Raw genomic sequence first — 14,118 nt, forward strand, 5'->3', positions numbered from 1 at the left:
TGGTGTCATCTTCTCCAGGGCCAGCAAAAACCTAGGTTTTAGTGGGTCCTTGATGGCGGTCCCGGTGAACTCGTCTTCTGTGGCGGGGTGATGGATGACCGCTCGTTGCTTCAGAACTCAACAGTGGACGAATTTCGGGCGCGGCGCCCCTGCCGTCAGTACGACGAGATGACCCTCTCGCCAGCGGTTTCTTGGCTGGTGAGGTCTTAAGCGGGGGGTTGGCCGCATGGCACCCGAGAGAGCGGATCTGTAGATGCCCCAGGGGTGGGGCCGAGGGTGCGATTCCCCATCCGCTCGCCGCGCCGCACAGACGGCGCGACCCCCGGCACGGCGCTAGAGACGCCATGTGTGCCGGGGGTCTGTACGGACCAAGCCCCCATCACAGGAGTTGATCCGCATGACCATCATGCCCTCCAACCTGCCGCTGAACTTCACCGGCATCGTCGAGGACGTCAATGACGCCGTTGCCGACGCCTTCCCGCTGTTCGAGTCGGTCCAGAAGCTCGCCCGCCTCGGCATCGAGCTCGCCTTCGAGGTTGCCCCCTCCAAGATCATCGTCACCTTCACCGTGACGCCGACCGCGACGAGCGTGCTGCCGGCGCTGCTCGCCGAGATCGACAACGCCCAGCCGCTGCGGCTGGCCAGCGGCCGACTCGCCGTCACCGGCTCGATGTGCCAGGGCACCGTCATCCTCCGCGTGCTCATCCCGGAGAACTGGGTGACCGCCGACGAGCTCGCGGTGCTGACCGGCGCCGCCACCGCCGACCCCTCCGACCTGCTGTGACCACCGAGGAAGCGGTCAAGAAGGCCGAAGAAGCCCGACAGGAAGCGGAAGCGGCTCTGCGCCGCCACGCCCAGAGCGTGATCAACCTCGGAGGCAAGCCGTGAAGCTCATCCTGCTCAACAGGCCGAAGCGTGTCGTCCGGAAGTTCCGCACGGAGCACGGGCCCATGGACGACTGGAGCGCTGCCGAGTTCGACCAGTTCCTGGACCAGCTGACCATCGCGCACCTCCAGCGTGGGGCGCTGGACCGCCTGCGGCTCCGGATGGACCTGCTGACGTGGACCGCGTTTGCGGTGCCCCTCTACATGGCGGGCTCGCTGCTCTGGTCGTCGAAGCGCGTGGTCCTGCCCTGGCTGGAGGCGGCCTTCGACCATGTCGACGCCCGCTGCACCGCGGCCGAGACCGTGGGCCTCACCTCCGGCGACCGGGTGTTCGTCGAGCGGGTCGCTGTGGTCGCCCTGCGGGTGACCGACTGGTTCGACCGGGTTACCGACCGCTTCGACCGGAGCTGAGGGACCGACCGCACACAGGGTGGCCGCCACACGGGCGGCCACCCGCACGAGAGGAGGACGGCGTGGCGGCCCGTACAGCCACCCGCAAAACCCCCCGGAAGACGGCGACCCGCAAGCCGCCGCCGGCCACGACCCCGCAGCCGCGGCGCTCAACCGGCGCGGCTGCCGGTCCGCCCAGCCCGGACGTTCAGGAAACGACGGACGCCCGGACCGCAGATCTGCGTGACCGCTCCGCCGACATCCTCGACACGGCCCGATGGGCCGGTGCGCAGGAAGCGGCGGGCCTGATCCACGATGCCGAGCAGCACGTGCACCGGATCCGCCAGGCGGCGGCCGCCGATGCGCGCCGAGTGTTGGCCGAGGTGGCCGACGGGGCCTTGGAGCGACTGCTCCGGGCCGAGACGGAAGCTGCCGACATCCGTGCTGGTGCTCGCGACGACGCGACGACGCTCCTGGGCGCGGCCCGGGCGGAAGCCGACCGCGCGACCGAGGAGGCCATCGTGGCCGCCGAGGCGCAGGTCGAGCAGCTGCTCGCCGATGCCGAGAAGCAGGTGCAAGAGGTCCTCGCCGAGGCGGAGGAACGCGCGTCCGCCCTGGTGGCCATGCGGCGGGCCTCGTCGGAAGCCGCCTATAGCAAGGCGCTCACCGACGCGGCCGGGATCCTGGCCGACGCGCAGCAGACGGCCGGGGAGATTACCGCGGCCCGGACCGCGCTCGACTTCGAGCTCGACCTGACCCGGCGCCGTGCCCAGCTCGTCCTCGACGAGGAGCTGGCCGGGCGGCGCAAGCAGATCGCAGCCGACCTCGACGTGGTTCGGGCCGAGTACGACCGGGCCCGACGCGACCTCGAAGCGCACTTCGCGGAGCTTGGCGAGCAGCATGGGCTGGAGCGCGATGCGCAGAAGGCGCGGCTGACCGAAGAGTTGTCGGAGCTCCGGGCGAACGCCGAAGCCGCGGCCCGCGGCCGGGCGAGGGAGATCGTCGCCGATGCCGAGATGGAGAGGTCGGCTCTGGTCCGTCAGGCCACCGCGGCGCTGGCTGCGGCCCGGCAGCGCGAGGCCGATGCGGAGAAGTACCTCGCCGACCTTCAGGCTGCGGCCCGCAGGACAGCGAAGCGGGCGGGGATCAGCACCAGGGCCTGGCGCGGCGCCCCGTGGGTCGCGCTCGCCGCCGGCGTCGGTCTCGCCGCGAGCGGGGAGTACGAACTGGCGAGGCTGGTCGGGTTCCACCAGTTCGTGGCGCCCTTGTTCCCGCTCTCCGTCGACATCTACGCCGTCGTGGCTTTCAAGAAGAAGGCCGATGTGCGGCAGGCGCTCGCGATCATGGCGGCGTCGAACCTCGCCTACCACCTCGCCGAGCGGGGAGGGGTCCACGACCCCGCCAACCCGCACGGCGGGGCGATCGTCCTGGGTCTCACGACCATTGTGGTCCTCACGTTCGTCTTCATCATCTACCGGGTGCACCACCTGCTGGACGGTGACCACATCGAGAGCGAGTCGGCCCCGCAGACCGGTAGTCCCGCCGTCCCGGCGGCGGTAGCGGCTACCAGTAAGCCGGGCGCCGATACCGGTAGCCCGGGCGGTACGGCTACCTCTACCGGTAGCGGTAATCCCACCGGTAGGCGCGCCCCTACCGGTAGCGGTAACGAGACCGGTAAGCCCCCCGCTACCGCCACCGGTAACCCGGGCGGTACCGGGGGCGGCAGGAGCACCGGTAAGGCGGGGGGCAAGGGCGCCGGTAAGCCCGGCGGTAACCCGTCCACTCCCGAGCAGCGCGAGGCGGTCCGGACCCGGGTCGCCGAGCTCCTCGACCGCGGTGAGAACCCGAGTCCTACCGCTCTCGCCGAGGAGTTCAAGAGCCTCGGCATCGAGGGCACCGAGTGGTTCCGCAATCAAATCCGCACCGTCCGCACCGAGACCGCTGCCGCGCAGCGGTAGAGCGGCGCCATCTACCGCTTCCCCCTTCCCTGCATGACGAGTTGAGAGGTACCTCATGACCGCCCACAAGTGGACCCCGGACGCCCTCCAGACGCCCGCCAACCGTGCGATCCACCTGGAGCAGCGGCGGGCCCAGCTCCACCCGATCGTCGACGACCTGCGCCGGCTGGCGCGGGAGATGGAAGCCGAGGTCGGCGAGATCGAGCGGCTCCCCGGCGATCTGCCCGGACAGGCGAGCCTGCGGGCCCGGCACACGCTGCGCCCGCTGTTCAAGGCGGCCGACGACGTCGAAAGCGCGCTGACGGACCTGATCGCCTTCAACGCCCGCTACCAGCGCTCCTACGAGGAGTTGCCGGAGAAGCGGGAGGCGAAGCGGGAGGCGAAGCGCGAGCGCAAGGCGCTGGCCAACGGCAACCAGCAGCAGATCGAGGCCACCACGGCCGCGGAGACCGGCTCGGGCGGCGACAAGGGCCGCTTCGACGAGGTCCTCGACCGCCTGCGCAAGGGTGCCTGACCCGGTGGAAGCCCAGACCAAGGCCGAGAGGTCGGCCATCAACCGCCACAAGCACTACGTGAACCGCGAGGAGGAGCGGGCCGTACGCGGCCCGCGCGGCCTGACGGAGTCCTGGATGGAGCGGGCCCGGGCTATCGCCTCGGCCCGTGAGGCGAGCGGCGATCCGGAAGCGTGGAACGACTTGTCGCGCACGATCGCCGCCTGGGTCAGCCGCTACGAAGCGTGACCAGCGAGTCAATCAATCAGTGATTCAACCCCGACTGTGGCCGCCTCGCGCGCGCATAATGCGGACGCGCGGACACGCGGGCGCGCGGACACGCGCGCGCGTACGCGAGGCGGTCACAGTCTGTCAACCCCCTTTGGAGGGAAAGTGACCGACGACGAAGGCCGGGTGATCCCGTTCCGGCCCACCGGGGGTGCACCTCCGCCCCCTCCACCGCCCCCACCGCCACCCCTGCCGACGGCACCTCCGCCGCCCCCTGCCGCTCCTCCTGCTCCCCCGGCCCCCAGTACGACGGCGCCCGCCGGCGCTGCGGCTCCTGTGCTGCCGACGCTCGCGGTGCCCGCCCCGGCCGTTCCCCCGCCCCCGGTCCCGGTTCTTCCGGGATTGCGGGTGGTGGGCGGCTCGGCGGGACCGCGGTCCGAAGGCACCGCCGTCGCAACGACCGGTGTCGGCGCGGCGGGTCGGGATGGCGCGCAGGGCGCGATGGTGCTCGCCGTGGGCATCGCCGTCGCCGCCCTGCGCGGCATGAACCAGTGGATGGGTGATCGGCGCCAGCGGTTCGAAGACCTCGCACCTGTCCGTCAGGCCGCGATGAAGGCCAAGGCCGAGCGGATCAAGTCGCAGGCGGAGAACGCGGCGGCGTTACAGAAGATCAACGACGATGCCGCGCAGGCTCGGGCCAAGGGGCGTATCCAGTCCCCCACCGAGTTCGGCCGCAGCGCGACCAAGAGCGGCGGGAAGCCCGGCGCAGGGTCCTCCGGTGGCGGGGGCGCCGCCTCCCCCAAGGGAAAGGCAACGTCCAACGGGTCGGCGGGGACGCCTCCCAAGAAGGCCCCGGATCCGCACAAGCAGGGCAAGGCGCCGGGCAAGACCCCAGGGGCTCTGTCCTCCGGGGTGGGTCCGGGGGCCCGCAAGGGCCCCTCGAAGGGGCCCGGCGGTAAGGACTCCTTGTCGTCGGGGACCGGTAGCAGCAGGGGGAAGGACCTGAAGGGGACAGGCAAGGCCTCCGACGGGGTCAAGGCCCCCAAGGGCGCGAAGTCGTCGCAGGCCAGTGCCTCTCCGGCTGTCGAACGGGCCCGGGGCCGCCAGGAGCGGGCCGCGGCCCGGCAGACGGCTCGGCTGGAGGGCCGGGCCAAGGACCGGAAGGCTGCCCGCAAACGCACGAACCGGGTAAAGGAGGCCCGGCAGGCGGCTCGGGGCAAGGTTCGCAACGACCGCATCGAAGCACGGGGTGCCCGCAAAGCGCAGGAGCGCGCAGACCGGGCGGAGGCGCGGCAGGCTGCGCGTAAGGCCAGGAAGGAGGCTCGGCAGAAGGAGAGGGAGGCCGCGGCCGCCGATCCGACTCGCACCACGCTGGCGCAGGCGACCGCCAAGGAAGCGCAACGCCGGTTCGCCGAGCGCCGCAAGAACCCCGGCACCCCGGTCATCAGCAGGGACAAGAGGCCGAAGAAGCCGAAGGCGACGGCCGCCGGCTCCGCCGGGACTCCGGGCTCCGGCCCGAAGGTCAGCCTGGTGAAGCCGCCCAAGGCCACCAGCGGGACCGGCACCGCGTCGTCGACCGGGCCGAAGGTGAACCTCCAAAAGCCGCCCAAGCCCGCCTCCGTGGCTGGCCCCACCGCGGGCCCGAAGGTGAACCTGAGGAAGGCGCCCAAGCCGACGTCCGGGGCACCCACCGCGCCGAAGGTGAACCTGCGTAAGCCGCCCAGGCCGCCTCGACCCACTTCCGCAGCAGGCCGTACCACGGGCCCGAAGGTGAACCTGAAGAAGACGCCCAAGCCGCCCGCGGGTAAGCCGGGCCGGTCGTGGGCCTTCTGGAGGAAGTCGAAGGCTGCTCCCAGCTCCGGCCCCCAGGGTCGGAGCAGCACCCCGACGTCGGCCAGCGCGGCTCCTGGTGGGGGCTCGCGGCCCGGGTCGCGGTCTCGGAGCACGCGTCAGCAGCAGACACCCCCGCCCCAGACGCCCGACGCGGACGGCGCGTGGCTCAAGCCGCCGCCCGGAATGACGGCGACTTACTCCGACACCACCCTCACCCGCCTTGACCAGGCCAAGCCCAAGGGGAAGGAGCCCATGGCGGTCACCAGCAGCAAACGGCTTGGGCTGCCCCCCGGCTCCTCGGGCTCTGCACCCCGGCAGGGCCCCGCGATCATCTGCAAGTTCCCCAACCCCAGAGAGGGGGCCCGGCCGATGGGCGGTGCTCCGGTGGACACCCAGTTCAAGGACTCGGATCTCACGGTCTACGACGTCATCGAATCCGACGAGGACATGGCGGACGAGATCCTCCTGGGCGCCTCACACGCCAACCTTGTCGCCGAGCGTTGCGAAGGACTGGTGGGCGCCCTCGAAGCCCTCCGGGCCGAACTGATCGAAAAGAGCGTGCCCGGGGTCTTCGTCGGCTGGTGCACGAAGTTGATCGAGCGGGCCGGGGTCGTGCAGGACAAGGCCGAAGCGGTCGCACAGGGCCTGCCCCGCGCGGCCGAGGCCATCGCTCACGCCGGACAGGTCGCCGCCGAGCACGACAAGCCCGCCGCCGATCTGGTCCGCGACCTCGGCCACACCGCACCCGCCGACGCCTCGTACCACAAGGAGTAGCAGTGGACCTCGCCACGATGGGCAGCAAGGTTGTGGATCTCTTCCACGACGGCATCACGTACACGGTCGTCACCGCCAAGCTCGGCATGGCCTCGATCGGCATGCTCCGCCTGAGCGAGGCCGTGCGCGGCGCGTACAACTACGTCGAAGGCTGCGCGGCCTCGGTCGACAGCCTGGCCGACACGGCCAGCACCCTGTGGGTCGAAGGCGTCGTCGTCAACGCCCACCGGGACGCGGCGGCGATCATGCGCGGCGTCCTCGCCGATGCCGAGTCGCTCGCCAACGAAGCCGCCGAGATGGCCTCCGACTTCACCTCGGCCAAAGAGGACCACGAGACCGACTACGGACCCATCGCCCACGAGTTGGCGGGCAAGGACACCGACCGCACGTATTACAGCAACCGCTAGCCCCCGGGGCGGCCGGCCCCCAGCGCCCCGCCCGCCCCGTCCTTCCCCGAACGGAGGTCCCTCACCATGCTCTCCACCGTGCGCGACAAGGCCGGGCGAACCGCCACCCTGGCCGGGTCCACGCTCCTTACCTGGGGCCTGCTGGCCCCCGACGTCATCCCCGGCCCCGGCCTCCTCGCCACCGCGGCGGCCGCCGGAATCGGGCTGGCCACGAACATCAAGGTCTGGCGGGCACCCGCCGGAGTGAAGGGCACGGCCATCGCGCTCTACGCCGCCCCACATGCCGGGGTGGCGGGCCTGCTGGTCGGCGAACTCCTTGCGCCCGCCGGCGCGATGTCCCACCTCATTCAGGCGGGCCTGATCGCCCTGTGGAGCGGCGCCACCTGGTGGATCCGTCCCGGCCTGCTGGCCCGAGAGGTCGCCGAGGAAGCGGTCACGCAGGAGATCGCCGAAGTGTCCGGGCCCGAGGAAGAAGCCGTAGCCGACGAGCCCGACCCGGTGTATGCCTCCCCCGAAGCCCAATGGTGGGCCGAGGAGATCGCCACCGAAGGTGGCATCGCCCCGCACACCGTGCTGCTGGACTTCCGAAAGCTGACCCCGGATTGCCTGGCTCTCATCATCGGTGCCGCCCAGCGCGGAATGCCCGTACCGGAAATGTCCAAGGCCGGGCTGTCGGCCAAATTCGACGTGCCCGAGGAACTGATCGAGACCGGGCCCGTGCCCGACCGTGGCGCCAACGTGGCGCTCGTCATCGTCGGCCACCGGCCACAGCTCGCCGAACCTGAGGCGGACGTCGACCGCGACGAGGAGACCTGGGCCGAAATCGCCAAGGTCGCGATTCCCGGGGTCACGTTGATGGAGGCCAACACTTACGAACTGCGAGGGGAACTGACCTGATGGTCGACGTGCTCAAGGAGTTCGTCCTGCGGACTCCCGCCGGCGGGGTAAAGCGATACGACCACGACGCGTTGTGCGATCTCCTCGAAGTCGACGACCGATCGCGGGTCATCTTCGAGCAGGGCGCAGGACGTGAGGCGGTCGTGCGGATCTACCCGTCGAATCCGCTGATGCACATGGCGGAGATCAGCGTGGATGACCTGTTGATGGACGACCGCGGCCGCATCACCCTCGGCATGTACTACGACGGATCGCCGCTCCGATTCAGGCTCTTCGACCCCAAGACGGGCAACGCGCAGAGGGGGGCGATCTTCGGGACCACCGGCGCGGGGAAATCCAGACTGGTTCAGGCGATTCTCGTCGCCTGCAAGCGCTCCGGCATCGTCGTCCACCTGGCCGACCTCAAGTCGGGCCAATCGGTCCCCGAGGCCAAGGGGCAAGTAGCTACCCGGGTCACCACGCAGTACGAGACGATCCTCATGCTGCGTGGCCTGGTCGCCGAGGCACAGCGCCGCATGGTCGCCTACGCCGAGATGGGCCGCAGCGGGTTCGTCATCAACAATCCCGACCCGCTGACCTACGGCATCGTCGACGAAGCTAACAGGCTCCTGGAGAAGAACGCGCCTTTCCGGGCCGAGGCGGCCTACCTCATCAAGGAACTTGGCAGGACGGGTAGGTCGGTTGGCGTCGGCATCATCATCGCCGCGCAGGCAGGCCACCTCGACGAACTCGGTGGATCGGACACCCTCCGGGCCATGCTCAAGGAAGGCGAAGTGATCCTGCTGCGCTGGAGCAGCAGCATGATGCAGCAGCTCGTCGGAGACGGCCTCATCCCCCGCGGCGAAGCCCTCCAGCCAATCCCCAAGGTCGTCGGCGAAGTACGGCGCGTGCGCCGGTTCCACGAGGCAGGCGACGACGAGAACGACGACGTCAACTCCCAGGGCATGCTGTACCACCTGACCGGGATCCGCCCCACCAGCATGGCCCGGACCTACGTAGTCGGCTCCGTCGCCCCTTGTCCGGGCTACGACCCTCTGATCCTCGCGCTGTACGGCGATAGGCCGCCGCCCGGCGAGCCGATCGACCTGATGACGTTCGTGACCGAGCAGGAACTCGCGGCGGCCAACGGCGACGACAGTGCGAGCAGCACCCCCGCACATACGGCCCCCCCGCCCGACGTGACGTCGATGACGACCGCCCAGCGGATCATCGCCGTGCTCGCCCGCACGCCGGACGGCCTGAGTGAGCCCGACCTCCTGGAAGCCCTTAACCAGGACGGCGGCCGCGAGGTCCGACGCGGGACCCTGCGCACCAACGTCAGCACCCTGCGAAAAGAAGGCCACTTGGCCCGACCCGACGGCACGGGACGCATCATCCCGGCCCCGGCCGGCTGATACCACCGCAGCACCAGGGCCCCGGAGACCGCTCCGGGGCCCTCGTCATCCCCTCCCCCCGGCACGAAAGGAGCACCCGCATGGTGCCCGAGCGCAACAACGTCCCGATCAGCGAGTCCGAGGCGGCCGCCGAAGCCCGGCGCCTCATCGAGGACGCCTACCGCCCCGCCCCCGCTATCCCGACCTCCTACCGGGATGACACACCCCTCCCGCTCGTCGGCACCGCCCCGCCCCACCCTCAGCCCGGACGGCCGCCCATGAGTCAGCGCGCCACCGATGCCAGCGGCATGATGCTCGCCGCCGGCTACACCTCCGTGCTGCTCGGCAGCTCCACATCCCTCGTCCTCTGGGTCGCCGGCCATATCGACCCCCTGGTCGTCGCCCTCATCGTCGGCACGCCCGTCGCCTTCCTCGGCGTACTCTCCCGCGTCTTCAAGAGCGCCAGGGCCGTTGTCGCGGCCGCCCCGACCGAGCACAACCACCTCTACACCGGCACGGTCTTCCAGGACCACCGCCAGATCACCGCGACGAGCACCACCCGAGGCCTGGTCGCCCGCACCCACAACGACCTCCACAACTGACACCCACGCGGAAGGATCGGCATGTTCGTCATCCTCAGCACCTGCAAGAGTCGTGAACTCGGCACCACCGGCCAGCCTCTCTGCGGCCGAGCCGCATCCAACCGCAGTTGGCACCTGGAGGCTCAGCAGCTCCGCGCCGTGCTCAAGGGGGACGAGCAGCGGTGACTGTCAACGAGAGCACCGGGACGGAGACGGCCTTATCCCTCGTCCTCAAGGCGTACGGCGGCACCTGCGCCTGTGAGGGCATCTGCGGGGAGCACGCAGGTCGGCGCTGCGGCTCCAGCAAGCTGAACCGCCACGGCAGGACGGGGCTGGCGGCAGCCCCGTACCCGCCGAACACCACCGATGCGGCCAACGCCGCCGCCCCTCTCTCCGAACTCCGGCCCTGGTGCCCCACGTGCTTGAAGGGCGCCCTGAAGATCCAGCGGGAACGCGTTGCCGAGCAGCGTCACCGTGAACTCGAAGAGAGCCAGCTCGACCTCTTCGACGTCGACAAGGGAGCCGCAGCATGAACGACCCGAAGGACATCACCCCACGCCTGGAAGCAGCAAGTGCGACCGTCCTCGCCGAGATCTCCCGCACCGACGCCAAGAGCGCGGTCCTCCTCACCGCATTCAGCCTCCCCCTGGCCGTGCTCGTGGCGAGCATCCCCGGACGCTCTCTATCGGGACTCGCTGCCACCCTCACCGCCGCCGGCGCGGTCGGCCTGATCCTCGCGATGCTCATCGTCCTCATCGTCGTGCGACCCCGCCTCGGCCGGGCCCTGCCCGGCAGCTACCTCTACTGGGCCAGCGCAACCCCCGAGGAAGTCATCCAGGACCTCCAGAAGTCGACCCACCGAGTCGAGCACGTCATGCAGCTCTCCTCGATCGCGAGGCGGAAGTATCGCGGCCTCCAGGTCGCCATCGATGTCACCGGCGCATCTTTGGTCCTCCTAGCCTCCGCGCTCGTCGCGACGCTGTACTGACGTCTCTCCAACGCACACAAAAGGCGGGCCCCCATCCATGGATGGGGGCCCGCCTTTTGTGTTTCGCGCCTACGTGGCTGCCGTCTGCGCCTCCTCAGCGGCCGGGGGCCCGGCTGCCGCCTCAACCGCAGTCAGGCTTTCGGTAAAGGAAACTGCCACGCCGCCCGCCGCAGCCAGCGACTCGATCAAAGACCGCAGGGCGGGCCGAGTGCGTTCCGGATCGTGCGCCAACGCTGCCTGGATCGTGGTGGCGTCGAAGGTCTTGGCGGCTCGGGCAAGTGCCTTCACCGCTTTTGCGGCATCCGTGGCGACCGCGGGGGGGTTTCCGCCCTCTTCCAGTGAGCCGAGGTACGCCAGCACGGCATCCTCGGTCTTGGTCTTGTGGCCAGCCGCTTCCCGAGGGAGGGCTTCCACGGCGCCCTCCACGTGTGCCGCCGTCAACGCGGCACCCCTGACCTTGATCAGCGCCAGATATAGGTAGACCGCGGCTTGCACGCCGTGCTCTTCGACCAGGGGTACCAGCTCCCAGGCCTGCCCATACCTCAGCTTCCTGGAAACAATTGTTTCCAATCCTCCGCCGGGCTTCGCCGTGTGGAGCGCCTCTCCCACCCGCCAGGTGCGGATCAGCTTGCCTGCGTACTGCGGTGTGATGTCCCACCGCTCTTGCGTGTACTCCTCGAAGGTGCCGAACTGTCCGCGGTAAAGCCTGGCGTCCCGTACCACCTGAAGGGCCTTGCCAGCCGCGAAGAATGCCAGGTTCAGGTTCTCGATCGCGCTCTCGCACTTGAGGAGCATGTCCTGCTCCGGGGCGATGAGCGTCGGTGTGTCGGTGAGCTGTTTGGTCGGCAGCTTGTCGGAGGGTCCGAGTACGCGCGCCAGCTGAACCGCGTTATCGGGCCGACCGGGTGCTGCCGGCGCCCCGTCGATGTTGATTGGCTTGCCCATCAGAGCATCTGCTCCATCGTCAGGGCCAAGCGCATGAAGTCCTCCCGGCCGTTCAGAGCAGTGCCGCTCATCCTGTACTCCGTAACCAGCGTGCCGTTCTCGTAGGCGTGCTCATGGAGGGTGTATCGCCGAATCGGGTCGGCGACCCGAGGATAGTTCCGCTCGTCGATCCAGGCCTTGACCTTGTTCAGCTGCTTCTCGCCCTTGTCCTTGCCCGGGTCGTGCATGTTGATGACGACCAGGAACGGGATGCCGCGCGGCTTGAGGATGCGCTCGATGGTGAACTCGCACTCATCCCAGGTGATCTTCGACGGGGTGATCGGGACGATGGCCAGGTCGGCTACGTCCAGCACCTCGCGAAGGGCGTCAGCCGTGCGACTCTCGCCGAGCGGGTCCGCGCCCCATTCTGCGTCGGGGTCGATGTCCAGGAAGCCCGGGGTGTCGATGATGATGCGACGGCGGTCTGGGTCGGCGATGATCCCCGGCAGGATGCCGAGCTTGCTCTTGGTGACGACGTAGTCGAAGGGGAGGGCCTCCTCGCGCACGCCCGCACACCACTTCTCCAGGGTCCCCTGGACGTCGATGCCGGCCGCCACGATGGGTGCACCCGTCGCTTCGTCGGCGTTCGACATCACCGCTGAGCGACCCGCGCACGCGGCCACGTTTACGGCAATGGTGGACTTGCCGGCCCCGCCCTTCTGCTGGATGACGACGACTACCTTCGCCGTTCTCATTCCAGTGCGGGCGGCCGTGTCGACGGTCGATTGGAGGGTTGTGGTCATTCTCTGGCGCCTTCCGTGATTTCACCGCCGGATGCGGCTACTCGGATCGCGCACAGCTTGCCAGACGATGACGGTGCGAGCGCGCACCGCTCCCGAACGAGGCTCACGGTCTCGTTCGGTCCGAGTCGAACAGCCTGGAAACAATTGTTTCTAGCGACTGGAGGTGTCAGGGAGTTTTGGTTGGCGATCCAGGATCAGCCGGTCTACGGCGGCCCGGATCAAGTCGCCTGTCGTGAGGACTTGTTGGCGGATGCTCTCTCTGATCTCTAGTACGGACTGGGGTGCCGACGGTTGCCCGGCGGCTGCCAGGAGGGCGAGTGCGGCGGGGATGCTGTCGCGTGTGGCCTCGCGGAGTCTGACTTCCGGGCCGTCGCCCCATCGGTCGGCCCATTCTTGGAGGGCTTCGACTGCGGGCTTGCTGGTCCAGTAGGCGGCCCTGCGGACGGTCTCGCCGAGGTCGGTGGGGAGGTTCAGTGACAGCCTCGCGTTGTAGCCGCCGGCGCCGATGGGCTGGCTCGGTGGGGTGCCCCACCGTCGGCCGGGGGCGTCGACCTCACCCTCCGGGGGGTCGGGCCATTCCCGGTCCAGCCCGCGGGCGCGTAGCTCTTCCCGGACGGCGCGCGTCAGGAGGTCGTCGCGACTGCCGCCGAACTCTCCGGTGCGTCGCTTCGCGGCGACCTCGACGCGGATGCCGCGTCGGATGTCGGCGGCAGCCCGCCGGGACGCGCTGGGTGGCATCAACTCCCGGCGGCGCTCGGCGATCCACTTCCGCTCGTGCTCCTGCTCTGCTTCGGCCAGCTCGACGAGTCGCGTCATCGAGTGTTCGGGCAGGGCAACGTGGAACGACATCTTTGCTACAGCCATGGAGGAAATGTAGCCAGATAACTTCTGAGCTCGTGGGTGTGGTGAGTGCGGAGGGTGGTGGTGAGGGTGCGGGAACTAAATTCGGTTGCTTCTGAGTCGTTATGGTCGTCGAGTAAGGATCATGTGTGTATGCCGCCGGCCCGGGGGCTCGGGCCCTGCCCGGCCTCGGCACCAGTGGCGTAGGGGCGGGCCGTTGGGTTCGGCTCCTGACTGCAATGGGGGAGTAGCGCATGACGGTCCGAAGTGATCACCACCCGTACGTCCAGGGTGTCGTGGAGGAGATCGAAGAGATCGGTCTCGCTGTGCTGGGGCATGCCGTCCCGGGCCGCCCTCCAGCGGTCCGTACGGCTGTCGTCACGTTGGCGGTGCCGGACAGCGGCCCGTACGCGGACGAGGACGAGGACATCGAGCTGGCGTGGGACGAGGCCTTCGGCTGGGTGCTACGGCTGCCCGCCGAGGCGGGCGTCAGCGACTGGTTCATGGGGGAGGACCTGGTGCCGTCCCCCGGGCGGGTGGCGCGCTGGGTCGACATGGTGCTCGCCCACCCCGGGATGACGCCCAGCCGGGAGGACGGGCCGCAGCGGCTGCCGGAGAGCGACGACGCGGCGTTCGAAGCGCGCCTGTCTGCCTACGTCGCGTCGGCCTGACGCGCTCGCTGCCGTACCGACCGCCCCTGGGGCCGTCGGCGCTGAGGCTGCGCCGGGCCCCGCTGCTTGGAGACCC

Annotated in this window: 17 protein-coding genes; 14 read left to right on the plus strand and 3 right to left on the minus strand. The window is 69.7% G+C overall.

Features of this window, described 5'->3' with window-relative positions; genetic code table 11:
* Window positions 1–397: 397 nt before the first annotated feature.
* The 13 genes from AC061S_RS29075 (at window position 398) to AC061S_RS29135 (ending at window position 10,804) form a co-directional block, all read left to right on the plus strand.
* Entirely contained in the window at window positions 398–784 is a 387-nt protein-coding gene (locus AC061S_RS29075) for a hypothetical protein (RefSeq protein ID WP_478688856.1), read from the plus strand.
* Between the two features lie 100 nt (window positions 785–884).
* Entirely contained in the window at window positions 885–1,295 is a 411-nt protein-coding gene (locus AC061S_RS29080; protein ID WP_478688857.1) for a hypothetical protein, read from the plus strand.
* Window positions 1,296–1,357: 62 nt separating this feature from the next.
* Window positions 1,358–3,232: a hypothetical protein gene (locus tag AC061S_RS29085; protein WP_478688858.1), complete on the plus strand. Its 1,875-nt coding sequence runs from the start codon at window positions 1,358–1,360 to the stop codon at window positions 3,230–3,232.
* 55 nt (window positions 3,233–3,287) lie between these two features.
* Window positions 3,288–3,746, plus strand: a complete 459-nt coding sequence (locus AC061S_RS29090; RefSeq protein WP_478688859.1) for a hypothetical protein — start codon at window positions 3,288–3,290, stop codon at window positions 3,744–3,746.
* A gap of 4 nt (window positions 3,747–3,750) precedes the next feature.
* Complete coding sequence (locus AC061S_RS29095) at window positions 3,751–3,972, plus strand: hypothetical protein (protein WP_478688860.1); 222 nt, start codon at window positions 3,751–3,753, stop codon at window positions 3,970–3,972.
* 480 nt (window positions 3,973–4,452) lie between these two features.
* Window positions 4,453–6,558 (plus strand): hypothetical protein, encoded by a 2,106-nt coding sequence (locus AC061S_RS29100; RefSeq protein ID WP_478688861.1) that lies wholly within the window; start codon window positions 4,453–4,455, stop codon window positions 6,556–6,558.
* 2 nt (window positions 6,559–6,560) lie between these two features.
* The gene (locus AC061S_RS29105) at window positions 6,561–6,965 is read left to right on the plus strand and encodes a hypothetical protein (protein WP_478688862.1); all 405 of its coding nucleotides are present in this window, start codon (window positions 6,561–6,563) and stop codon (window positions 6,963–6,965) included.
* A 66-nt stretch (window positions 6,966–7,031) separates the two neighbouring features.
* Complete coding sequence (locus tag AC061S_RS29110) at window positions 7,032–7,862, plus strand: hypothetical protein (protein WP_478688863.1); 831 nt, start codon at window positions 7,032–7,034, stop codon at window positions 7,860–7,862.
* Window positions 7,862–9,256, plus strand: a complete 1,395-nt coding sequence (locus tag AC061S_RS29115; RefSeq protein ID WP_478688864.1) for an ATP-binding protein — start codon at window positions 7,862–7,864, stop codon at window positions 9,254–9,256. The genes AC061S_RS29110 and AC061S_RS29115 overlap by 1 nt, the downstream gene beginning before the upstream one ends.
* Before the next feature lie 80 nt (window positions 9,257–9,336).
* Window positions 9,337–9,837: a hypothetical protein gene (locus AC061S_RS29120; RefSeq protein ID WP_478688865.1), complete on the plus strand. Its 501-nt coding sequence runs from the start codon at window positions 9,337–9,339 to the stop codon at window positions 9,835–9,837.
* A 21-nt stretch (window positions 9,838–9,858) separates the two neighbouring features.
* Entirely contained in the window at window positions 9,859–10,002 is a 144-nt protein-coding gene (locus tag AC061S_RS29125; RefSeq protein WP_478688866.1) for a hypothetical protein, read from the plus strand.
* A complete protein-coding gene (locus AC061S_RS29130; protein WP_478688867.1) occupies window positions 9,999–10,349 on the plus strand; it encodes a hypothetical protein in 351 nt (116 codons plus the stop codon). The genes AC061S_RS29125 and AC061S_RS29130 overlap by 4 nt, the downstream gene beginning before the upstream one ends.
* On the plus strand, window positions 10,346–10,804 hold the full coding sequence (locus AC061S_RS29135; RefSeq protein WP_478688868.1) for a Pycsar system effector family protein: 459 nt from the start codon (window positions 10,346–10,348) through the stop codon (window positions 10,802–10,804). Before AC061S_RS29130 ends, AC061S_RS29135 begins: the two co-directional genes overlap by 4 nt.
* A 69-nt stretch (window positions 10,805–10,873) precedes the next feature.
* On the opposite strand, the gene AC061S_RS29140 is transcribed toward AC061S_RS29135, so the two are convergent.
* The 3 genes from AC061S_RS29140 to AC061S_RS29150 all read right to left on the minus strand — a co-directional run bounded on the left by AC061S_RS29140 (window position 10,874) and on the right by AC061S_RS29150 (window position 13,395).
* Entirely contained in the window at window positions 10,874–11,749 is an 876-nt protein-coding gene (locus tag AC061S_RS29140) for a hypothetical protein (protein WP_478688869.1), read from the minus strand.
* Window positions 11,749–12,531: a ParA family protein gene (locus tag AC061S_RS29145; RefSeq protein WP_478688870.1), complete on the minus strand. Its 783-nt coding sequence runs from the start codon at window positions 12,529–12,531 to the stop codon at window positions 11,749–11,751. Before AC061S_RS29145 ends, AC061S_RS29140 begins: the two co-directional genes overlap by 1 nt.
* Window positions 12,532–12,681: 150 nt before the next feature.
* Window positions 12,682–13,395 (minus strand): hypothetical protein, encoded by a 714-nt coding sequence (locus AC061S_RS29150; protein ID WP_478688871.1) that lies wholly within the window; start codon window positions 13,393–13,395, stop codon window positions 12,682–12,684.
* A 230-nt stretch (window positions 13,396–13,625) separates the two neighbouring features.
* Here AC061S_RS29150 and AC061S_RS29155 point away from each other — a divergent pair, with 230 nt between their 5' ends.
* A complete protein-coding gene (locus AC061S_RS29155) occupies window positions 13,626–14,042 on the plus strand; it encodes a DUF6292 family protein (protein ID WP_478688872.1) in 417 nt (138 codons plus the stop codon).
* Window positions 14,043–14,118 lie beyond the last annotated feature (76 nt).

Source organism: Streptomyces sp. CA189 (assembly GCF_056428985.1).

What these genes read in the sequence shown, in the direction of transcription:
- AC061S_RS29075 (WP_478688856.1), top strand. Translation starts at nt 398, where the DNA reads ATGACCATCATGCCCTCCAACCTGCCGCTGAACTTCACCGGCATCGTC.
- AC061S_RS29090 (WP_478688859.1), top strand. Translation starts at nt 3,288, where the DNA reads ATGACCGCCCACAAGTGGACCCCGGACGCCCTCCAGACGCCCGCCAAC.
- AC061S_RS29100 (WP_478688861.1), top strand. Translation starts at nt 4,453, where the DNA reads ATGGTGCTCGCCGTGGGCATCGCCGTCGCCGCCCTGCGCGGCATGAAC.
- AC061S_RS29110 (WP_478688863.1), top strand. Translation starts at nt 7,032, where the DNA reads ATGCTCTCCACCGTGCGCGACAAGGCCGGGCGAACCGCCACCCTGGCC.
- AC061S_RS29115 (WP_478688864.1), top strand. Translation starts at nt 7,862, where the DNA reads ATGGTCGACGTGCTCAAGGAGTTCGTCCTGCGGACTCCCGCCGGCGGG.
- AC061S_RS29120 (WP_478688865.1), top strand. Translation starts at nt 9,337, where the DNA reads ATGGTGCCCGAGCGCAACAACGTCCCGATCAGCGAGTCCGAGGCGGCC.
- AC061S_RS29125 (WP_478688866.1), top strand. Translation starts at nt 9,859, where the DNA reads ATGTTCGTCATCCTCAGCACCTGCAAGAGTCGTGAACTCGGCACCACC.
- AC061S_RS29135 (WP_478688868.1), top strand. Translation starts at nt 10,346, where the DNA reads ATGAACGACCCGAAGGACATCACCCCACGCCTGGAAGCAGCAAGTGCG.
- AC061S_RS29140 (WP_478688869.1), bottom strand. Translation starts at nt 11,749, where the DNA reads ATGGGCAAGCCAATCAACATCGACGGGGCGCCGGCAGCACCCGGTCGG.
- AC061S_RS29145 (WP_478688870.1), bottom strand. Translation starts at nt 12,531, where the DNA reads ATGACCACAACCCTCCAATCGACCGTCGACACGGCCGCCCGCACTGGA.
- AC061S_RS29150 (WP_478688871.1), bottom strand. Translation starts at nt 13,395, where the DNA reads ATGGCTGTAGCAAAGATGTCGTTCCACGTTGCCCTGCCCGAACACTCG.
- AC061S_RS29155 (WP_478688872.1), top strand. Translation starts at nt 13,626, where the DNA reads ATGACGGTCCGAAGTGATCACCACCCGTACGTCCAGGGTGTCGTGGAG.